This window comes from Parashewanella spongiae (assembly GCF_004358345.1).
Lineage (GTDB): Bacteria > Pseudomonadota > Gammaproteobacteria > Enterobacterales > Shewanellaceae > Parashewanella > Parashewanella spongiae.
The window spans coordinates 4,466,470-4,487,532 of record NZ_CP037952.1 but is presented as its reverse complement, the minus strand read 5'-3'; the positions used below and the strand labels follow the sequence as shown (position 1 = coordinate 4,487,532).

The following is a 21,063-nucleotide window of genomic DNA, read 5'->3' as shown; positions in this document are numbered from 1 at the left end:
ACTGTAAAAAAGCCCAGATGATTCTGGGTTTTTTTGTATTTTAAACAGATTATATTTGTAGTTTTGACAGTTTTTAGTCTTCTTGAGGCAAAAAATTGTTCTGAATTAAGAAAACTACGAATATCCTTAAGTTAGTTATGTGTTTTCACTATGATCTGTTTCAAATTTTTAGCTATAATAACCCCCGTCTTAGTATTAAATGTCACACTTTGGTGACAATCAAAGATTTATGTCTTTGAATTACAAAAATTCCAACACCCTCTGGGAGATAAGTGGATGAGCAATGCGCCAGTCGATACCGGACGTCGCAGATTCCTGACAGCCGCAACCGCCGTAGTTGGTGGTGCTGGTGCCGTCGCTGTAGCGGTTCCTTTCATCAAGTCATGGAATCCGAGTGCCAAAGCGAAAGCTGCAGGTGCACCGGTTGAAGTAAATATAAGTAAAGTAGAGCCAGGTCAGTTAATTCGCGTTGAATGGCGCGGAAAACCTGTTTGGGTTGTTCGTCGTACTGAAAAAGTACTCGATCAGCTTCCTAGCCTCAATGATCAGTTACGTGATCCAAATTCTGAAGAAGATCAACAACCAGACTATGCAAAAAATATTGGCCGTTCAATTAAGCCTGAATTTTTGATAGCTGTTGGTATTTGTACGCATTTAGGTTGTTCACCGACCTATTTACCAGACACGTTTAGTGATCATGTAGAAGTAAAAGGTGTTGACTCTGGATTCTTTTGTCCTTGTCACGGTTCTACGTTTGATATGGCAGGTCGAGTATTCCAAGGTGTACCTGCACCATTAAACTTAGTCATTCCTCCACATCATTATATCGATGAAGGCCTTGTCCGAATCGGTGTCGATAAGGGAGCAGTGTAATGTTGAAGAATCTACAAGGTTGGATTGATGCTCGTATCCCTATGACCGCGACATATAACCGTCACGTAGGGCAGTATCCAACGCCAACCAATTTTAATTTTTGGTATTTTTTCGGTTCGTTAGCCTTGTTAGTGTTGGTCAATCAGCTACTAACGGGTATTTGGTTGACGATGAACTATGTACCAACCTCTGAAGGCGCATTTGCTTCTGTAGAATACATCATGCGTGATGTAGATTACGGTTGGCTATTGCGTTATATGCATTCAACTGGGGCGTCAGCCTTCTTTGTGGTTGTTTATTTGCATATGTTCCGCGGCGTATTATATGGCTCTTATCAAAAACCACGTGAGCTGTTGTGGTTGTTTGGTATGTTGATTTTCTTGGTATTGATGGCTGAAGCCTTTATGGGCTACCTATTACCTTGGGGACAAATGTCATACTGGGGCGCTCAAGTAATTATTTCTCTATTCGGTGCAATCCCTGTTATTGGTGATGACATCACTTTGTGGATCCGTGGCGACTATGTAATTTCTGGTGCTACTTTGAACCGCTTCTTCGCGTTACATGTAATTGCGTTGCCGCTGGTTCTTGTTGTACTTGTATTTTTGCATTTGATTGCTCTGCATGAAGTTGGTTCAAATAACCCTGATGGAATCGAAATTAAGCAGAATAAAGATGAAAACGGATGGCCTGTTGATGGTATTCCTTTCCACCCTTATTATACTGTTAAAGACATCATGGGTACTGCTGGTTTCTTAATTGTGTTCTGTTATGTGTTGTTCTTTATGCCTGATGGACATGGTTATTTCCTTGAAAAACCAAATTTTGAGCCTGCTAACCCGCTTAAAACGCCTGAGCATATCGCTCCAGTTTGGTATTTCACACCTTTCTACGCAATTTTGCGTGCGGTTCCCGATAAGTTGATGGGCGTTGTGATGATGGGCTTGTCGATTGCTGTGCTGTTTGTATTGCCTTGGTTAGATCGCTGTAAAGTTAAGTCTGTTCGCTACCGTAGTATGATACACAAGTTGAACATTGCTCAGTTTAGTGTGGCATTTGTTGTATTGGGTTACCTAGGCGCTGTTCCTGCTACTCCAGTACTAACTAACGTTGCGAGATTCTTTACTTTAGCTTACTTTGCTTTCTTCTTCTTCCTATGGTTATACAGTAAGAATGAGAAAACTAAGCCAGTTCCTGCGAGGTTAACCCACTAATGAAGAAATTAATCATTGCATTGGTGACATTACTGCCGACAATGGCTATGGCCGCAGGCGGGAATGTACATCTTGAACAAGCCAATATTGATCTTACGGATAAAGCATCACTTGAACGTGGCTTAGATTCGTTTCAAAAGTATTGCTCTGGTTGTCACAGTACTAAATATCAGCGTTATGAGCGTGTAGCGACTGATCTAGGTATTTCATTAGACGATATGCGCACCAAGTATATTCACAATGGCGCTAAAGTAGGGGAGTTGATGACAAATTCAATTCCTCAAAAAGAAGCGGCTAAATGGTTTGGTGCAACGCCACCAGATTTAACACTTGCTGCTCGCGTACGTGGTGAAGATTGGTTGTACACTTATTTGAAAGGCTTCTATAAAGATACAAGCCGCCCATTTGGTGTGAATAATTCAATTTTCCCATCCGTTGGTATGCCACATGTGATGCAAGAACTGCAAGGCATTCAAGAACAGGTATGCTCAGAAGACGAACAAGGCCATAAAACTTGTAAGTTAACTGAGGCAAAAGGCGGAACATTATCTGCTGAAGAGTACGATCAAACTGTTCGTGATATCACAGGTTTCCTAGTGTATTCGGGTGACCCTGTACGTTTAGAGCGTGAATCACTTGGTTGGTATGTACTTGGATTCTTGTTTATCTTCTTCATAATTTCTTATTTCTTGAAGAAAGAATATTGGAGAGATGTACACTAACCCTTAATTAAAGGGTAACATGTACAGTTACGTTATTTAGACGAGGGGCTTTGCCCCTCGTCTTGTTTGTTTTTATTAGACTCTGGAGGGTATCAATGGCTGTTGCTGCCAACAAACGTTCGATCATGAGCCTGTACTCAGGTGCTGACGATCTATATAGCCATCAAGTACGAATTGTACTGGCTGAAAAAGGTGTCACTGTTGATGTCATGCAGGTAGACCCTAATGATATGCCTGAAGACTTATTGGAAATCAATTCATATAATTCAGTGCCAACACTGGTAGATCGTGAATTGGTTTTGTATCAATCTCGTATCATTATGGAGTATTTGGATGAGCGCTTTCCACATCCTCCATTGATGCCTGTATATCCTGTTTCTCGCGGTAAGAGTCGCTTGATGATGCACAGAATCGATACTGATTGGTATGAACTTGCAAACCGCATACGCAATAATGATAATGCAGACTCAGCACGCAAAGAGTTGAAAGAAAACTTAATTGCGCTTGCGCCAGCATTTGCTGAAATGCCTTATTTTATGAGCGAAGAGTTTAGTTTAGTTGATTGTTACTTAGGCCCTCTTTTATGGCGCTTACCAGCGTTAGGCATCGAATTAGATGTACAAGGGATCCAAGGCATTCATGCTTATATGACACGTATATTCGAACGTGAGTCATTTAAAGCATCGCTGACTGAGACTGAACGTGAAATGCGAATGGGGATCTAATGAGTAAACTTACTTCTAATCGTCCTTACTTGTTGCGGGCTTATTATGAGTGGTTGATGGATAACTATCTGACACCACATTTAGTCGTTGATGCCTATGTAAAAGGTACGCAAGTACCACAGCAATATGTCAAAGATGGGCAAATTGTTTTGAACATTATTTCAACTGCAGTGATTGATCTGCAATTAGGAAATGAAACTGTTGAATTCAGTGCCCGCTTTGGTGGTGTTCCTCATGATATCGTTTTACCAATGGCATCTATCATTGCTATTTATGCTCGTGAAAACGGCGCAGGTACGGTATTTGATTTAGAAGAAACATCAGTAGAAAACGACGATAGTGAAGAAGTAGTGCTTTCCTCAGTTGAAGAACATACTCATGAAGAAGCATCGTCAGATGATGACCATAGCGATGATAAACCACCTAAGAAACGTGGACATTTAACGGTCGTTAAATAATGAGCTTTAAGCTTCTGTTTTTAAAAGCCAGTCTTATGACTGGCTTTTTTATTGTAGGAGAAGATCACAATGAATATCTGAACTTATACCAATTACAGTAATTAAACCTAGAAACATCAGTTGACTGCGTTCTCAAGCGTAGAAAAAATGGCTGATAGTAAGGCGTAGCTTGCAGCAAGTAGTTATTCTACTTGCAAAAGTTACAACGCAGATAGCAGTCATTTTAGCAAGCTTGTGAGCGTAGAGCACTTCACTCATTGGGTGAAAGCCATGATGATAAAATCATCATATTGCTCAAACAGTTACTCATATACTCAGCGTAGAGCACTTCACTCATTGGGTGAGAACCATGATAATAAAATCATCGTATTGCTCAAACAGTTACTCGTATACTCAGCGTTCAACTGATGTTTTTAGATTGAATTATCCCGACAAAAGCACTAAGTGCGTTGAACGCCAGTTTTGTATGGCGGCCGTAGGGAATATAGTACTTCGAACATGCGCCTTGTACTGAAAACATTTATCTCTTGCAGAGTGAGAGATTAATTACTCTAAATTGGTATTAAGTTCAAATACAAACCTGATTGCGACCTTGTTTTTTAGCCTTGTACAATGCGATATCAGCTTGTTTTAGTGCATGCTCAAAATTTTCTCCACGAACTTTATTCGCAGCCCCAATCGATATCGTTACACTCACGGTTTTATTTGTATTTGAAGCTTGTGAGCGAGATTTTTTATCGCCTTTTTTACGCTTTTCATCTCTCAGAATTATTTGATAATCTTCAATTGTTTGCCTCACTGTTTCAAGATGGTTAAGAGTTTCTTCGGCGGATTTTCTTGGGAATACAATCGTAAACTCTTCACCTCCGTAACGAAACACTTTCCCTCCACCGCTGATCTTAGAGAGTTTACTGGAAACAAGTTTGAGCACTTGGTCGCCAACATCATGACCATAAGTATCATTAAACTTTTTAAAGTGATCGATATCGGACATTGCGACAGTGTATTTTGGTCCGAGTGATAACACTAAATTATATAAGGCGCGTCGAGATGGGAGCCCTGTAAGCTCATCGCGATAGGCGAGAGCATAGGAATCAAACAAGATACTCAGTAAATAAATTGTTGAGACAATAATGAATAACATGGCACTTGGAAAAAGCATTGGTTGAAAATACTCAATGGACCAAAGTAAAAAGCTTATGGCCGTAGCTGTTGTCGTCAGCGTGACATCTTGTATGCTCCTGATCATTATGGCAGAAAGGCAGATGAACCAAGGAATGAATACTAGATCTTCTGGTGTGATGACCCAAGGCAGCGTATTTATAAGCTGATCAGTATTGTTGTTGATAAGATGAACCAATAAAGCGCTCACGAATAAGCAAATTATAATAGCCACAAGGTTAATCAAACCAAATATAGAGAATAGTATTCTGTCTTTTATCAGTGATAAGTAAGTTAAGATTAGGCAGCCAGTAATAAAAACTGGTTGAGCGTACTGCTGCAATAATTGGCTATCGGAAATAAAACTTCGCTCTACGGCGTAATAAATCAAAAATAAAAATGACAAGTAAGCGAGCCGGCTACGGTTAAATTGAAACGCAATGACAGCTGTGATGGGAAGCAACCAGAGCGGTAAGTCTCGTATGATTGATCGCCAACTCTGCCATTGGTCTTGAGCTAATTTGAGAATAACCAAACTGATTAATGTAAGTAGTATTGGTAAGAGGATCAGCTTTATTCTTTGTTGTATGTAATTGGGCAAAATAAACCTTTGATGAGCGAATGAGTTTTTCTATCTCAGAAATAAATAGATTTAATTATTATCAGTAATTGTACAGTTAAAACAATAAACTATTGTGATTTTTCTGCCCACAACAACACTTTCATACCCGTGTAACCTGAAAATGCATGATTTCAGCGAGAGTTAAGTACCTGACCATAAGTTTCTTAAGATTTTCTAGTGCCCAGTTTCACCACTCTACGGTGTTGCAACTTCGGTTACATAGCTACGGCTATGCGCCCTATATTGCGTCTTGTATAGCACTAAACCTGAACACAATAATTATCAAACAACTTATCGACAGGTACTTAATTTCCGTTTAGACAGGGCGTTTATTCGAAGTAACAGTTTTCATGGGTTTATTGTGGTTGTTTTATTGGATCAACAAGATCAGTGCTTTTTATTACTAAATAAAGTTAATAAATGAATATTTGTCAGGTTTTTACCCGATAGAACTTCATCATAATCTTTCGTCACTGTTTATTTGTTTACTTATTAATTGTTATAAAACATCTTTATATTCAGTTGGATATCTGTTGTATTAAGTATGCTTCATCCGTTATTAATGTATATGCTGTCAGAAAGCTGAACATGAACAATAATTCAGCTGATTAAACCGTGTGTATCCCACATAATTGCTTCAATTTTTTGTAATTAATTTAATTGAGGTCCCAACTATGGCAACCCCTCCAGCAACTTCAAGCTCAGCGATCCACTCTTATTCTCAGCAGTATGAGTATGAGGATGTTGGAGAGGTTGAAACACTTGATGAACCTCTAGAAAATTGCCGTAAAACAGTTTATGTAGGTCAACACACTCAAAAGGGAGCCGTGAAGATAAGATCAGAAAGTATATCTTCAGAGTCTGTAAAACAAGATGGTAAAACTGGCGGGATAGGTTTTATTACGGCAAGTAAAACTCAAGAAGGTGGTTTTATTGAATTTGATAATACCACCCAAGGAGTGGAAAATCTCATCATAAGTGCCAAAAAAGTTGCTCAAGATGCTGAAAAACCAGAGCTAGAAGCTGCCATAGATACCATTAAATTAGATGTTGATAATAAAAGATTACGTTGTGAAGTTATCCCTACGGAGCGACCTTTCGGTCTTTTGCAGGATATTGCCGAGCAAATCACTCAGTTACTAGAGGATGAAACCATATCTCAAGAAGTGAAACTTATAGCGGTTAAGCAGTTAGCTTCTAATAAAACAGAATTCTCAGCATCATCAAGTTATAGAGCCATGCACACGCTAGAGGCTGAAAGAACAGAATTGTTAGCTGTAATTCAAAAAATACAAGCGACAACTGTTAAAGAATTAGCTGATGCTTTCATCGATAAAAATCCCTGTATGTTACAAACACCTACACAGGGGCAAGTAAGATCTAAGGAAGATGTTTCTCAAGCTCTGGTTGATTTAGTTGCAGCAGATATAGGTATCGAAGCGACGGCAGAACCTAAATATAAATCGACTGCAGAAGCCGCTTTAAAATTCAATGTAAGCGAAAGTTTGCTGACTGAGTTTTATCAAATGGCACATGTCGTGACAACTCCCGCAGTAGTTTGTCAGAAAATTGTTTTAGAGCTTGAAGCAGCTCTATTACCTCATGTTGCACAAACGAACCTTGCTGAAAATGATGTAAATGAACATGTAGGTCTTGCCGACGCCATTGAAAAGTATGAATTGCTGACAGGTCTTAAAGTATTTAGTGAACCAAACCCAAGTGTAAATGTGCAAAAGTTACATGATAATGCGGCAGTTGATGTTGCTGGCTTTATGAACTCTAAATTGTGCGGGGTGGCAGGAGAACAAAGTACAACTGTTAGTCTCTACATAAGATGGGGAGTAAGGGCTATGGATAGGATCATGACTGTCGGTGCTTTTAAATATTTTGCAGATAGCGATGATCACAATGATCAAGTGCTTGGTCCTATTACCCCTAAATACCTTGAAACATGCGATTTTAATGATGATATTGATAGCCCTATGCTTGCAGTGGCATTACAAGCAATAGATCAAACAACTGACTGGACCGAATTGCTCACCTTCGAACGGAGGATAAAAGAAGATCAGAGTTCTAATACTCAGTTTCCTCCGGCAATACGAACATTGTTATTGCATCGCATTGACAAGCAACTTGTTGCCATAGGGCAGACAGTACCATTAGATGATTTTATTGAACAAAATTCGACGATCTCTAATATAGAGCAAGTTGCTGCTAAAGTGAGTAATGCGGATCAAGCTCTCAAAATATTGAATAGAGCTTATAACATAGGTGCAAACCCTAGCGCAGTAATTAATGCTTTACCGACAGAAATCGTAAGTATATTAGACACTGAACAGATCAAAGATTTATCAAGTCAAGTGAAAAGGGTATTGGTTCAATTTGCCATCGAAAAAAATGAATTAAGACTGATGGAGCAACTATTAAATCCTTGTGTCAATTTGAATCTAAACTTAAAGCTGCATGGCACTGGTTTTACGCCTTTATACCTAGCTGTGAAATTTAATAGAAGTGAAATTGTCAATCGGCTTCTTGAGGTTAAAGATCGTATTGAAATGGTTGAAGAATACCATAACAACCCTAGCACTTTATATCATTTATGTATTTTAGAGAAAAATAATGGGCTATTAAAGCAGTTGATTGTTCAATATGTTATAGATCCTAATGTGGTGGTTGAGCGCTTTGGTATAAATAAATTGCGTTGTCCAGCAATTTATTTAGCAGCACAAGAAGGAAATACGCAAGTCGTTAAAATGCTACTTAAAGAAGTGGACATCAATGTAAAGCTTACAAACGAAGAACACTATAACGCACTTCATGCGGCAGCTAGAAATGGTCATGCAGAAATTGTAACTTTGCTTTTACCGTATTGGACGCCTGAAGAATTAAGAGCCATGAATTCTGATGCAGCAGTGCCGGGGCCATTAAAGTTAGCGAGTGAACATCCTTCAGTTACTAAATTAATTAATGACAAAATGCCAGGATTTTTTAACCTCAGTAGTAAGTCTTCAAAACCAATTCAGAAAGCTGGCTTCGTTTCACAAGCCGGTCAACATGACTACCAGTCAATGAGTCTCTGGAGTCGTAATAAACACGTTTATACGTCGATTAAAACCTGTGATTCTGAATTTACCGAGCGATTACTGGATGCGGGAGCTGACATACTTTGGAAACAAGATCCTGAAGATCTAAATTGTGATAATGCATTTGATACGTTGATTGTGTGGGGTGGATACATTCCTTTAGTAAAAACAGCAAGTAGATTCGATACGGGCATTAAGGATACCGAAGGCAACGCCAAACTAAGCAAAGAAGATAAAGTTCGATTAAAAGGTGTCGGGGATGCCATTTTTGCTAAATTACCACAGACTGATCATGGGAAAGTTTTAAAATTTGATCACTTTAGTCACCTAATGGAAAGGCTTTCCGATGAAACGGTTTCAGCGTTATTTAGTTCAATTATGAGCAGTGCTCAATCCTTTGAAGAACTCATGCAGATCAGCGAAAAACTTGAAGAATTTAAAGGTTCAACTAAGTATCAAGTATTAAAAGCTGCTTTCTTTAGAAATGCACAGCAATATTTGTCAGAGAGTCGAGCGAATCGAAATAGTATGATTGCACACATCAATCACAGCCAAGACCCTATTTCATTAAGGAAGTTTCTGAAAATATCAGATGATCAAAAGATAACCCGAGCAATCTTTGAACGATTAAAAGATTTAGCGGAGTTGAAACGAGAAGACTTTACTGAAAATTGTTCTCTTGATCACATTGCTAGTTTAGGTGCAGACTTCTTATTGCAATATGGCTCGGTACTTCCTGAAATATTAGAGAGAGTAATAGTAGAAGATCACCCTGTTGGGCTTACAGTCCTGTTAGATGCACATCTAGATATAGATATGGAGTTGCTTAACTCGGGAATTACACCGCTTGAGATGGCTTGTAAATCTGGTTGTAAACATACTGCGGCAATACTGACGAAGGCACTTTCTGATAACTTAAAAACGGCTGAACGCACAACGGCATTGCTTGGCTTAGCTGCAAAAGGCGGTCACATCGAAATTATGCGTGACTTAATGTGGAAATTTGATATTGATCCTCAGAAACCTGTTTTAATCATGGGTAATGAGTATTTAAGCCCAATTCAATGCGCGGTAAAAGCAAACCAGCTAGAGGCTGCCAAGTTATTATTAAATGAGTCATTCTTGGATACCACAGATGGACCAGTATCTCAGAGGTCGTTAGATAACCCTATTAATCAAGCAATCATGTATCGTAATAAAGCTATGTTAACTTTATTGTGTAGTAAGCATGCGGTTCCTTTAGCAAGCTTAAAGCTCATGAGTCCATTAACAAGTGAGATGAAGTCAGTGAAAGAGTTGACAAAAGAAGCTATAGAAATGCATGAAACTAAGATTGGAACTTTAAGAAAAACGACTTCAGAAGCAGGGAAAAAGTTTACTGCATTCGTCAGTCTACTCAGTAAACAAGCACCACGACAGGAAGAGTCACTAAGCAGTGAATATGCCGATGTAGCTAAGCTCCCAGTTAAAAGTTACTGTGATGATGCTATGAACCCAAAAAATTACAGCTTAAGAGTGAGGAACCAAATGCTAGCAAAGGCACTGGCCGCTCAAAAACGTGACGCAGTTGATAAATTAAAGGCCAATGGTGCTTATGATATAGCGGCATAACGTAAAAGCACATACAGGAATAGGGCTATAAGAGTGCAGCAAGTGGTTGCACTTTTTTTTGATTTATTTAGAGGGAATGTATCGATAAGCAAATTCAACCTAGAAACATCAGTTGACTGCGTTCTCAAGCGTAGAAAAAATGGCTGATAGTAAAGCGTAGCTTGCAGCAAGTAGTTATTCTACTTGCAAAAGTTACAGCGCAGATAGCAGTCATTTTAGCAAGCTTGTGAGCGTAGAGCACTTCATTCATTGGGTGAAAGCCATGATGATAAAATCATCATATTGCTCAAACAGTTACTCATATACTCAGCGTTCAACTGATGATTTTAGGTTCAAGCAAATATTATTGATCTAATCACTTAATAAGCAGATAAGGTTTATAGCAAAAGGACTTAGGAAAGTTGCGGAAGATAGTATACCGATGAGTTCTCGTCATTTCAGCGCAGGTCGGAAACGAAGTAACGACAGTTTTGTATGTCGGTAGTCTAGTGCCTTTGCTTTTTTCTATAAAGCAACTGGATACCAGCTTTTGCTGGTATGACAAAGATTGATACTTTCTAAGTAGCTAGCTCCCTTAGAGACATTGAAGTTTGCATTATCACTGACAATCCACCAAAGGTTAGATTAGAATAGACATAAATGAATGTGGCTAGAGCTATTGATATGCATGTACATATTTTGGGAATTTGCGGCACCTTTATGGGTGGATTGGCTTTGTTAGCAAGAGCTAAAGGTCATAAGGTGACAGGCAGTGATGCCAATGTGTATCCGCCGATGAGCACACAGTTAGAAGAACAAGGCATTGAGTTGATTCAAGGCTTTGATCCTTCTCAGTTAGATGACACTGATGGAAGTACACCTGATTTAATCGTCATTGGTAACGCATTATCACGGGGAAATCCATGTGTTGAAGCAATATTAAATAAAGGATTGACATACACATCAGGCCCGCAATTCTTAGCTGAACACATTCTTCACGATAAATGGGTTTTGGCGGTATCGGGCACTCATGGAAAAACCTCAACAGCGAGCATGTTGGCATGGATTTTAGAAGATTGTGGTTATGAGCCAGGATTTTTAATTGGTGGTGTACCGCAAAACTTTGGTGTTTCAGCACGGCTTGGTGGCTCAGTATTCTTTGTGGTTGAAGCCGACGAGTACGACAGTGCATTTTTTGATAAACGATCTAAGTTTGTCCATTACCGCCCTAAAACCTTAGTGATTAATAATCTTGAATTTGATCATGCTGATATATTCGATGACTTGCCCGCTATCCAGAAACAATTTCATCATGTTATCCGAACCGTACCAGCGATAGGTAAAGTGATTTGGCCTGCCGAAACGACAGCTGTAAAAGAGGTCATTAATAAAGGAATTTGGAGCGAACAAGAATGTTTTCACTTAGCTGCGAATGAAACTGGCTGGCATGCCAAAAATTTAGCTGATGACGGTCATATTTTTGAAGTATGGTTTAATGGGCAATGCCAAGGCATTCTAGATTGGCCGATTATTGGTCAGCATAATATTGAAAATGCGATTAATGCGATTGCTGCAGCCCGCCATGTGGGTGTTGAGCCAAGCCAAGCGATAAAGGCATTGACTCGCTTTAATCCGCCTAAACGACGTTTGGAGCTGTTGGGTATAGTCAACGGCATTCATGTTTATGATGATTTTGCTCATCATCCCACAGCGATTCAAACTACGCTAGAAGCTGTGAGAGCCAATGTTGGTGAGCAAAAAGTTACCGTTGTGCTTGAACCTCGCTCAAACACGATGAAGTCAGGGGTGCATAAAGATACATTAGCAAACTCAATGTTGTTGGCAGATAAAGTGTACTTTTATCAAAACGATCAAATAGCTTGGGATATTGCCGCTTCAATGAAAACGGCCAACATTAACTCTGAGACTTTGATAGATATTGATGATTTAGCCCTGCAAGTAGCGAAAGAAGCAAGCACAGGTGATCATATCGTGATCATGAGCAACGGTGGTTTTGGTGGCTTACATAAAAAACTTTTGGCTCAACTTGAATCGGTACAGCCTGAATGATTCGCCATAAAGAATTGGATATATAAATGACAACTCAGTCTGATAAATCAGAAATCAGCCTTGCTTGGACCGGAGCTTCGGGTTCTCCCTATGGTTTAAAACTGCTTGAATGTTTGCTTAACGCCGACAAGCGCGTGTACTTAATGATTTCTAGTGCCGCGAGGGTTGTATTTGCGACCGAAGAGAATATTAAACTTAGCGCTAATCCGGAAAAAGCTCAGGATCAGTTGCTGCAAGTACTTAAAAAAACGAGTCAAAATTTACGCGGCGAGCTGATCGTTTTAGGTAAAGATAATTGGTTTTCACCACCCGCATCGGGTAGTGCTGCACCTAAGCAAATGGTTATTTGCCCTTGCTCTACAGGCTCTCTGGCAGCAATCGCAACGGGGATGAGTAATAACCTGTTAGAGCGTGCCGCCGATGTGGTTATTAAAGAAAAAGGACAGCTGATCATGGTTCCCAGAGAAATGCCATTAAGTGCCATTCATCTCGAACATATGCTGAGTTTAACGCGTCTTGGTGTCACTATGATGCCAGCGGCTCCAGGATTTTACCATCATCCCAAATCGGTGGCAGATCTGGTAGACTTCGTTGTAGCTCGTATTCTTGATCATTTAGGTGTTGAGCATTCATTGACGCAACGCTGGGGATACGAAAACAAATGAAGCTGTTTCTTCAAAATATAAGCCGTAATCATTTTTATTAGAGAACTTTATGAAACACACGACAGAAGTGATGATCTCGCAAGCCGAAATAGAGCAAATGCTGGATAAATTAGCCGAACAAATCAACGAGCATTATAAAGAGCATAAACGCTTATTAATGATTGGTTTGTTAAAGGGCTCGGTAGTCTTTTTATCTGATCTTTGCCGTCGTATTCAAGGACATGTCGAAATCGACTTTATGTCTGTTTCAAGTTATGGCAATAGTATGAACAGTTCTCGTGATGTAAAAGTATTGAAAGATGTTCAATCTGACATTGCAGGCCGTGATGTGTTGATCGTGGAAGATTTGATTGATTCAGGAAATACCTTAAATAAAGTACGAGAAATGTTAAGGCTTAGAGAACCAAAAAGCTTAGCCATTTGTACACTACTGGATAAGCCTGAACGCCGTGAAATTGATGTTCATGTTGATTTTGTGGGTAAAACTATTCCTGATGAATTCATTGTTGGTTATGGTATTGATTATGCTGAGCAATATCGTAACCTTCCTTATATTGCTAAAATAGTTCCTGTCGATTAAATAGCGCTTATTATCCAGTATTACCAGGCTTTGAAACTCTTCAAAGTCTTCAGAGGAGTTTATCTTGGTGACTAAAACACTCGCCTTAGAAATAAGTAATTTAAAAAAGACCTACAAAGGCGGAGTCGAAGCCGTTAAGGGCATGAGCTTGCAAGTGCAGCAAGGCGATTTTTTTGCGCTATTAGGCCCAAATGGTGCAGGGAAATCTACAACCATTGGCATTATCAGTTCACTGGTACAAAAAAGTTCAGGAACCGTTAAAGTTTTTGAACACGACATTGATAAGCAGTTAGAAGAAGCCAAATTATCAATCGGTCTGGTGCCACAAGAATTTAATTTTAACCAGTTTGAGACTGTGCTGCAGATTGTCACTAATCAAGCTGGGTATTACGGTGTTGGCAAAAAGTTGGCCGTTGAACGTGCAGAAGTGTATTTGACTCAGTTGGAATTGTGGGAGAAACGCCATTCGCCAGCCAGAGAGCTTTCAGGCGGGATGAAGCGACGCTTGATGATCGCAAGAGCTCTGATGCATCAACCAAAGTTATTGATTTTAGATGAGCCAACGGCTGGTGTGGATATTGAATTGCGCCGCTCCATGTGGGATTTTCTTAAAAAGATTAACAACGAAGGCGTCACGATTATTTTGACGACTCACTATCTTGAAGAGGCGGAGTTGCTTTGTCGTAATATTGGCATTATCGATAAAGGGCAATTAATTGAATGCACTAGCATGAAAAAACTCTTGGGTAAACTGAACGTAGAAACCTTTGTGTTTGATGTTGAGAAAAGCTGCAAACAAGCACCAGAGTTAGAGTCAATGCCTTGTCGGTTAGTCGATGAGTACACCTTAGAAGTCGACTTAACGAAAGGACAGAATTTGAATGGATTATTTGCTCAGTTGACAACTCATGATATCTCGGTTGTCTCAATGCGCAATAAATCGAATCGTCTAGAAGAACTTTTTGTTGGCTTATTGAATTCAGCACAGGAAAATAACTAATGCTGTCGTTATACTTCGTGGCTTTTAGAAGCTTATTAAAAAAAGAAATCAATCGTTTTACGCGAATTTGGATTCAAACTCTAGTGCCGCCTGCCATCACCATGACTTTGTATTTTCTAATTTTTGGTAATTTAGTCGGCAGCAGAATTGGTGAAATGGGCGGAGTGTCTTATATGGAGTTTATTGCTCCAGGTTTGATCATGATGTCCGTAATCACCAGTTCATATTCTAATGTTGCCAGTTCATTTTATAGTGCTAAATTTCAGCATAATATTGAAGAAATTATGGTAGCGCCTGTACCGCATTACGTCATGATTGCTGGCTATGTCGGTGGCGGTGTAGCAAGAGGTTTATGTGTTGGTTTGATTGTCACTTGTGTTGCACTGTTTTTTGTTGATCTTGAGCTGCACTCGCCCTTGCTAGTGGCTCTCACGGTTTTGCTCACCTCGATATTATTTGCTTTAGGTGGACTGGTGAATGCCATTTTCGCTAAGAGCTTTGATGATGTGAGTATCGTGCCGACGTTTGTGTTAACCCCGTTAACTTACCTTGGTGGCGTGTTTTACTCATTGTCGTTATTACCTGATTTTTGGAAAGCGGTATCTGCCATTAACCCTGTTGTATATATGATCAATGTATTTCGTTATGGCTTTTTAGGCTTTGCGGATATTAGTATTCCGCTGTCCATTGCGGTCATGATTGGCTTCTGTACAGGTTTGTGGCTTGTTGCGTATTATTTGATATCACGAGGTATCGGGTTACGCACTTAGTCGTGGTTTTACGGGACATGGAAACTTAAAATCAACCGACATTTGTCGGTTGATTTGTTATAGATCACTCAATTTGTTGGTAACGTTCTGATAAGACTTTTATGGTAGTGTCGTTAATCGCGTTCATTGAATTAAAGTGCTCATTGATTTTCTTTATGCCTTTAATGTGCTCAGGATCGTTCTTTTCCTTCTCTTGCCAATAGCGTTTTCGCTCTAACTTTTGTAATTCACTAGAACGTAATACTTCATGGTAACTATTCTCCTGATGTAAACGGGAGATTTCGCCTTTGATGAGCATAAGCAACTTTTCACGGGAAATCGTTTTATCATTCAATATGGTATGAAGGGGATCTTGTTTCGTAGCAACTTTGTCAGAATCTGTTTCTGTTGTTACCCCGAGTTGGTATTCAATTGTATGCTGTTTAAATTCATTAGGACAAACGATCTGAGAAAAGACAATTTTATCGTCTTTTATGCACTTAAAAATGGTGCTTGCAGATACTGAGTGAGCCATCAGTATCCCTAATATTGAAATAGCAAACCGTGCCATTGGGAAGAGCATCCTGTCAGTTTGATACATTCACCTTCCCAATAAGAATATGAAGTATCGAATAATTCCGTATATTTTAAGTGGTTACCATATCAGAGAATGAATGAATTTGCGAATGTAAAAGAGGTCAGTTGAAATTGTGTGTGAGCGGTAATTAGTCTAGTTTGTTTAACTTTTCTACTGTTTAGCACGGCATAACTAAATGTAGTCGTTGAGTTGATTTCCGAAATGCACACATAAGGGAGCTAGCGATTTAGAAAGTACCGATCTTTGTCATACCAGCGAAGGCTGGTATCCAGTTATTTTCTATAGGAAAAAGCAAAGGCACTAGAAACTATGAAGGACAGTAACTCAACTACCCTTTAGTTACCACAACACAAGGGGAATATTATGAGCACCGTCCTTCAAGTAAAAGATAACGCAAAATTTGTTAATTTGTACATTGCTTTTGAACTTAGCAGTAAAACTTGGAAGCTTGGCTTTTCAAATGGTGAAAAAAAGAGAGTCAAAACGATTGATTCCCGAGACTGGAAAGCCCTACATCATGAAATAGCCTTAGCAAAAGAAAAGCTATTCTGCGTTGAAAACTGCAAAGTCATTAGCTGTTACGAAGCAGGTAGAGACGGATTCTGGATACACAGAGCGTTAATTAAAGACGGCATCGAAAATCATGTGATTGACTCAGCCAGTATTGAAGTCAGCCGAAAACAGAAGAAAGTCAAAACCGATAGAGTTGATGTGATTGCTTTGCTCCGTTTACTGATGCGTTATCACTCTGGAGAGCAAGAAGCTTTAAATATCATCAATGTTCCAAATGTAGAAGCTGAAGATAAGCGACGAATTAACCGAGAGCGAGAACGATTAGTAAAAGAGCGTGGCAGTCACAGCGCACGAATTAAGTCACTTCTGTGTTTGCATGGTATCAGCGTGGAAAATATCTCTAAACTAAAGGGGAAAGTTAATCAACTTAAGACGGCGGTTCTCAATAAGCCTTTACCGACAGATTTAGTGACGGAAATAGAGCGAGAACTTGATAGGCATGAAATTGTCGACAAGCAAATTAAAGCAATTGAGAAATTACAAAAACAACGTGTTCTTGATGACTGTGATGACGCATCGCAAAAAATTAATCAGCTCATGCAGCTTAAAGGCGTAGGCTGGCAATCGAGCTGGGTATTAGTAACAGAGTTTTTCCATTGGCGAGAATTTAAAAACGCTAAACAAGTGGGAGCTTGTGCAGGAATGACACCAACGCCTTACGATAGTGGTGACAGTCAAAGAGAGCAAGGCATTTGCAAGTCAGGTAATCGACGAATACGAAAGATTATGGTTGAACTCAGTTGGTTTTGGTTACGGTATCAACCCAAATCAGAATTGAGTTTATGGTTCGAACAGCGTTTCGCTCATGGCAGTAAACGAATGAGACGCATCGGCATTGTTGCTATGGCACGTAAACTTCTTATCAAACTGTGGAAGTATTTAGAGCATGGAGAAGTGCCATCAGGTGCAACGATGTCACTTTAATCAAAATAACCAAGTAAAGAGTAAAATGTAGTAAAGCGTTGTTCGATGCTAACTGTACAGCCCCTTGATAAGCAAGGCTAAATCGTTTTTCTAGAAGAGTTAGTATCATTATTCAGGTTAGGCGTGATAATGCGCATGCAATTTAAGGTGACTGACTAAAGTCAGAACGGATAGAAGGTGGTTAGCCATTAAGCTGACACAACAAAACCTGAGCAACACTTTTAACCAGAGAAACTGAATGAAATAAAGTAAAAACTGAAGGGCTTGACAAAGATGTCCTCATAGAAGGGTCTGTTGATCTTTCAGGATTAAATATTATGCTATTGGAGCATTTATCTGTTCAAGGCGTGAGCAGTGATGCTTAGCCATCTAAGTGAGCTGGTCACAACACAGAACAGTGAATGCTCAAAAGCATCGAAGACAGCGTAAATTGGTCATTTCTGCTGCGTTATCGTTTCCAGCCTGCGCTGGAGTGACGATAACTCACCGGTATACTTTTTCCGCAACTTTCCTAAGAAGGTGTTATGGAAAATTGCAAATAATGCATGTCATGATTTTGTTAGTGAAAAACCATAATCGATTATTCCACCTATGCTTGCCTAATAGTCTTAATTTGCCAATCAGATATTCCTTCACTTTTTAAAGCTTCTTCGGTAGTTATTCCAGTTTCAAGTTGAATGCGATATTCTTTCTTTGTTTCGAGTGTCAGACGTTTATACTTTTTATGTTCCCTATGGGGTCTGGGTTCTTTCTTTCTGAGTAGATCAATTTGCCTACGACTTAACCTTTTTTCCTTTAATTTATCCTCTTCTCCATTTAGAAGTTGAGCGCGAAACTCTATTCTTTCTTCAAGGCTAAATGAATTATATGGCATATGTGCCCGATGTGGCCTAGGTCGCTTAGGTTCTTTCCTTGTGAGCCAAGTAATTTGATTAGCGCTAACCCCTTGATTTATTAAGTCTTGCTTAGTAATTGCTCCACTATTGAGACCGTTGTAATATTGTGTTCTTTGTTCAAAAGTTAGCATTTTAGATTTAGGCTTAGGCCGCTTAGGTTCTTCCTTTCTAAGTCGAGCAATTTGCCCGACACTAAGCCCTTGATCTTTTAAATCTTGCTCAGTGATTTCTTTACGCTGGAGAAGGTCAAAAAGATTTTTTCTTTCATTAAAAGTGAGTATTTTACATTTAGTGTTAGGCACCTTAGGTTCTACTTTTTTGAGTCGTTCAATTTGTCCTTCATTAAGCCCTTGAGTTCTTAAATATTGATCAGTGATGTCTCCACTTTGGAGAAGGTCATGATATTGTATTCTTGTCTCATAAGTTAGCCTTTTAGGCTTAGGTCGTGTTGTTTGGGCTGATGTGGAGCCAAAAAAAGCGGCTGTGGAAGTCTATTGACCGCAACATATACCTGAGAGTTAAAAAACAAATATTGCGGACATTGAAGATTGCTCTCGGGAACATCACGTCGTATAGGTAACCACGGGAGCAAAGGGAATAAAGAGGGTGCAGGTATCATTTAGCTTTTTTACTTTTCTAAACATCAAGAGTGACTCTCAATTTAATATAAATTCAAGGTAATGTTATTTATTATTTGGATTATTTTTTCATGTCGTTAAGCCAGTGTTTATAAAAAGACACTCTGGCAATTTCTGTTGGTTATCGAGTTTTCCCCGTGCAAATATCTCCCTAAATTATTATCGATTTTATCAAAGGGTTGCAGTGTGTTTTGCAATAAGAATCGTGATAAGCTTAAAATTCAGTATTGGTATAACGACTCTTTTCATATTTATAGAGCCAAAATTTTACCTAATGCAGAGAGTAGTCGATACAAAGAATGATTAACTGTTAGAGGCTGTTTATCTTTCAGGATTAAATTTTGTGCTATTTGAGTGTTTATCTGTTCAAAGCGTAAGCAGTGAAGCTTAGTCATCTAAGTAAACGGGTTACAACACAGAACGCTCAAAAGCATCTAAGACAGCGTAAATTGGTCATTTCTCCTGCGTTATCGCTTGCTTATTTGGAATGCCAAACCGCACAAGCTCTGTCTTGTATAAAACGACCAATTTATCGCTGCAAAAATAATCACGAAAGATAAACAGCCCCTAGCACTTAGCTATTTTTCATTAAGATAAACTAATTTTTCAGGGCGTTCCCATAAAATTAATGTTAAGTGGATTTTCGGAGTGATCAAAAGTAGGTGTTAGAGTAAATTTCAAATAATGCATGTGACGATTTTGTCAGTGCAAAACCATAATCGATTATTCCATCTATGCTTGCTTAATATTCTTAATTTGCCAACTAGATATTCCTTCACTTTTTAACGTTTCCTCGGTAGTTATTCCAGTTTCAAGTTGAATACGATATTTTTTCTTTGTTGCGAGTGACAGAGGACGATGTTTCTCATGTTGCCTAGGATGTCTGAGTTCTTTCTTTTCGAGGTACTCAATTTGCTTGCGACTTAACCCTCTACCTATTAATTCATCTACTTCTCCGTTTTTAAGTTTAGCGTAAAACTCTATTCTTTTTTTAAGGCTAAATGAATTATGTGGTTTATGTGACTTAGGAGGATTAGGCTCTTCCTCTTTGAGTCGCTCAATTTGCCAAACACTAAGCCCTTTATGTGTTAAATCTTGCTCAGTAATGGCTCCACTCTTGAGACCTTCATGGCATTCTGTTTTTTGTTCAAAAGTTAGTATCTTAGGTTTAGGCATTGGTCGCCTAGGTTTTTCCTTTCTGAGTCGGTCAATTTGTCCTTCATTAAGCTCTTGACTTGTTGAATGTTGCTCAGTGAACTCTCCACTCTGGAGAAGGCCATGATATTGTATTCTTGTATGGTAGTTTAGCCTTTTAGGCTTAGGTTGTGTTATTTTAGCTGGTGTGGCATTAAAAGAAAATTGTTGTGGAGGCGTATTGGCCGCAGCATATACCTGAGAGTTAATATCCAAATATTGCGGATATAGAAGATTACTCTCGGAATCATGATGTATAGGTAACAACGGGGGTAAAGGAGATAAAGGGGGTAAAGGAGATAAAGGGGGTAAAGGGGGTAAAGGGGGTAAAGGAGATAAAGGGGGTAAAGGAGATAAAGGGGGTAAAGGGGGTAAAGGGGGTAAAGGTATCATTTAGCTTTTCTACTTTTCTAAATATCAAGAGTGACTCTCAATTTAATATAAATTCAAGGTAATGTTATTTATTATTTGGATTTTTTTCTATGTCGTTAAGCCAGTGTTTATAAAAAGACACTCTGGCAATTTCTGTTGGTTATCGAGTTTTCCCCGCTCAAATATATCCCTAAATTATTATCTTTGTTATCAAAGGATTGCAGTTATAATTATGTTTCAATATCTGCCCAAGAGTATTTATAACGTGATTTCATTGCTTTTCTGACTGCTCAAAAGAAGGTGTTAGAGTAAATTACAAATATTGCAAGTGACGATTTTGTCAGTGCAAACCTATA

General features: G+C 39.0%; 16 protein-coding genes. 12 read left to right on the top strand and 4 right to left on the bottom strand.

What is annotated here, in order from left to right; all coding sequences use genetic code 11:
• The first annotated feature begins 276 nt into the window (after window positions 1–276).
• The 5 genes from petA (at window position 277) to E2I05_RS17815 (ending at window position 3,992) form a co-directional block, all read left to right on the top strand.
• The gene (gene petA / locus E2I05_RS17835) at window positions 277–873 is read left to right on the top strand and encodes a ubiquinol-cytochrome c reductase iron-sulfur subunit (protein ID WP_121852125.1); all 597 of its coding nucleotides are present in this window, start codon (window positions 277–279) and stop codon (window positions 871–873) included.
• Window positions 873–2,087: a cytochrome b gene (locus tag E2I05_RS17830; RefSeq protein ID WP_121852124.1), complete on the top strand. Its 1,215-nt coding sequence runs from the start codon at window positions 873–875 to the stop codon at window positions 2,085–2,087. Before petA ends, E2I05_RS17830 begins: the two co-directional genes overlap by 1 nt.
• Window positions 2,087–2,809, top strand: coding sequence for a cytochrome c1 (locus E2I05_RS17825; RefSeq protein WP_121852123.1), 723 nt, complete (start codon window positions 2,087–2,089; stop codon window positions 2,807–2,809). The genes E2I05_RS17830 and E2I05_RS17825 overlap by 1 nt, the downstream gene beginning before the upstream one ends.
• Window positions 2,810–2,904: 95 nt before the next feature.
• On the top strand, window positions 2,905–3,534 hold the full coding sequence (gene sspA, locus E2I05_RS17820; RefSeq protein ID WP_121852122.1) for a stringent starvation protein SspA: 630 nt from the start codon (window positions 2,905–2,907) through the stop codon (window positions 3,532–3,534).
• Window positions 3,534–3,992 (top strand): ClpXP protease specificity-enhancing factor, encoded by a 459-nt coding sequence (locus tag E2I05_RS17815; RefSeq protein ID WP_121852121.1) that lies wholly within the window; start codon window positions 3,534–3,536, stop codon window positions 3,990–3,992. The genes sspA and E2I05_RS17815 overlap by 1 nt, the downstream gene beginning before the upstream one ends.
• Before the next feature lie 568 nt (window positions 3,993–4,560).
• On the opposite strand, the gene E2I05_RS17810 is transcribed toward E2I05_RS17815, so the two are convergent.
• Entirely contained in the window at window positions 4,561–5,388 is an 828-nt protein-coding gene (locus tag E2I05_RS17810) for a GGDEF domain-containing protein (RefSeq protein ID WP_243641030.1), read from the bottom strand.
• A gap of 1,061 nt (window positions 5,389–6,449) precedes the next feature.
• Between E2I05_RS17810 and E2I05_RS17805 the strand changes: the two genes are divergently transcribed.
• The 6 genes from E2I05_RS17805 (at window position 6,450) to E2I05_RS17780 (ending at window position 15,533) form a co-directional block, all read left to right on the top strand.
• Window positions 6,450–10,469 (top strand): ankyrin repeat domain-containing protein, encoded by a 4,020-nt coding sequence (locus E2I05_RS17805; RefSeq protein ID WP_121852120.1) that lies wholly within the window; start codon window positions 6,450–6,452, stop codon window positions 10,467–10,469.
• A 663-nt stretch (window positions 10,470–11,132) separates the two neighbouring features.
• Window positions 11,133–12,518 (top strand): UDP-N-acetylmuramate:L-alanyl-gamma-D-glutamyl-meso-diaminopimelate ligase, encoded by a 1,386-nt coding sequence (mpl, locus tag E2I05_RS17800; protein WP_121852157.1) that lies wholly within the window; start codon window positions 11,133–11,135, stop codon window positions 12,516–12,518.
• A gap of 26 nt (window positions 12,519–12,544) precedes the next feature.
• Window positions 12,545–13,183 carry a flavin prenyltransferase UbiX gene (locus E2I05_RS17795; RefSeq protein WP_121852119.1) on the top strand — a complete coding sequence of 213 codons (639 nt, stop codon included), beginning with the start codon at window positions 12,545–12,547 and terminating at the stop codon, window positions 13,181–13,183.
• 49 nt (window positions 13,184–13,232) lie between these two features.
• Window positions 13,233–13,763, top strand: a complete 531-nt coding sequence (gene hpt / locus E2I05_RS17790; RefSeq protein ID WP_121852118.1) for a hypoxanthine phosphoribosyltransferase — start codon at window positions 13,233–13,235, stop codon at window positions 13,761–13,763.
• A 64-nt stretch (window positions 13,764–13,827) separates the two neighbouring features.
• Entirely contained in the window at window positions 13,828–14,763 is a 936-nt protein-coding gene (locus E2I05_RS17785) for an ABC transporter ATP-binding protein (protein ID WP_243641029.1), read from the top strand.
• The gene (locus tag E2I05_RS17780; RefSeq protein ID WP_121852117.1) at window positions 14,763–15,533 is read left to right on the top strand and encodes an ABC transporter permease; all 771 of its coding nucleotides are present in this window, start codon (window positions 14,763–14,765) and stop codon (window positions 15,531–15,533) included. The genes E2I05_RS17785 and E2I05_RS17780 overlap by 1 nt, the downstream gene beginning before the upstream one ends.
• Window positions 15,534–15,597: 64 nt before the next feature.
• Here E2I05_RS17780 and E2I05_RS17775 read toward each other — a convergent pair whose 3' ends face one another.
• Window positions 15,598–16,083: a DUF4124 domain-containing protein gene (locus tag E2I05_RS17775; protein ID WP_121852116.1), complete on the bottom strand. Its 486-nt coding sequence runs from the start codon at window positions 16,081–16,083 to the stop codon at window positions 15,598–15,600.
• 390 nt (window positions 16,084–16,473) lie between these two features.
• Here E2I05_RS17775 and E2I05_RS17770 point away from each other — a divergent pair, with 390 nt between their 5' ends.
• The gene (locus E2I05_RS17770) at window positions 16,474–17,607 is read left to right on the top strand and encodes an IS110 family RNA-guided transposase (protein ID WP_133309449.1); all 1,134 of its coding nucleotides are present in this window, start codon (window positions 16,474–16,476) and stop codon (window positions 17,605–17,607) included.
• Between the two features lie 589 nt (window positions 17,608–18,196).
• Here E2I05_RS17770 and E2I05_RS17765 read toward each other — a convergent pair.
• Together E2I05_RS17765 and E2I05_RS17760 are read right to left on the bottom strand one after the other, a co-directional pair.
• Complete coding sequence (locus E2I05_RS17765; protein WP_121855160.1) at window positions 18,197–18,805, bottom strand: hypothetical protein; 609 nt, start codon at window positions 18,803–18,805, stop codon at window positions 18,197–18,199.
• A 1,068-nt stretch (window positions 18,806–19,873) separates the two neighbouring features.
• Window positions 19,874–20,551, bottom strand: coding sequence for a hypothetical protein (locus E2I05_RS17760; RefSeq protein ID WP_121855161.1), 678 nt, complete (start codon window positions 20,549–20,551; stop codon window positions 19,874–19,876).
• Window positions 20,552–21,063 lie beyond the last annotated feature (512 nt).

Excerpts from the sequence above, each read along its gene's own strand:
- petA (WP_121852125.1), top strand. The coding sequence starts at position 277 with ATGAGCAATGCGCCAGTCGATACCGGACGTCGCAGATTCCTGACAGCC.
- E2I05_RS17830 (WP_121852124.1), top strand. The coding sequence starts at position 873 with ATGTTGAAGAATCTACAAGGTTGGATTGATGCTCGTATCCCTATGACC.
- E2I05_RS17825 (WP_121852123.1), top strand. The coding sequence starts at position 2,087 with ATGAAGAAATTAATCATTGCATTGGTGACATTACTGCCGACAATGGCT.
- sspA (WP_121852122.1), top strand. The coding sequence starts at position 2,905 with ATGGCTGTTGCTGCCAACAAACGTTCGATCATGAGCCTGTACTCAGGT.
- E2I05_RS17815 (WP_121852121.1), top strand. The coding sequence starts at position 3,534 with ATGAGTAAACTTACTTCTAATCGTCCTTACTTGTTGCGGGCTTATTAT.
- E2I05_RS17805 (WP_121852120.1), top strand. The coding sequence starts at position 6,450 with ATGGCAACCCCTCCAGCAACTTCAAGCTCAGCGATCCACTCTTATTCT.
- mpl (WP_121852157.1), top strand. The coding sequence starts at position 11,133 with ATGCATGTACATATTTTGGGAATTTGCGGCACCTTTATGGGTGGATTG.
- E2I05_RS17795 (WP_121852119.1), top strand. The coding sequence starts at position 12,545 with ATGACAACTCAGTCTGATAAATCAGAAATCAGCCTTGCTTGGACCGGA.
- hpt (WP_121852118.1), top strand. The coding sequence starts at position 13,233 with ATGAAACACACGACAGAAGTGATGATCTCGCAAGCCGAAATAGAGCAA.
- E2I05_RS17780 (WP_121852117.1), top strand. The coding sequence starts at position 14,763 with ATGCTGTCGTTATACTTCGTGGCTTTTAGAAGCTTATTAAAAAAAGAA.
- E2I05_RS17775 (WP_121852116.1), bottom strand. The coding sequence starts at position 16,083 with ATGGCACGGTTTGCTATTTCAATATTAGGGATACTGATGGCTCACTCA.
- E2I05_RS17770 (WP_133309449.1), top strand. The coding sequence starts at position 16,474 with ATGAGCACCGTCCTTCAAGTAAAAGATAACGCAAAATTTGTTAATTTG.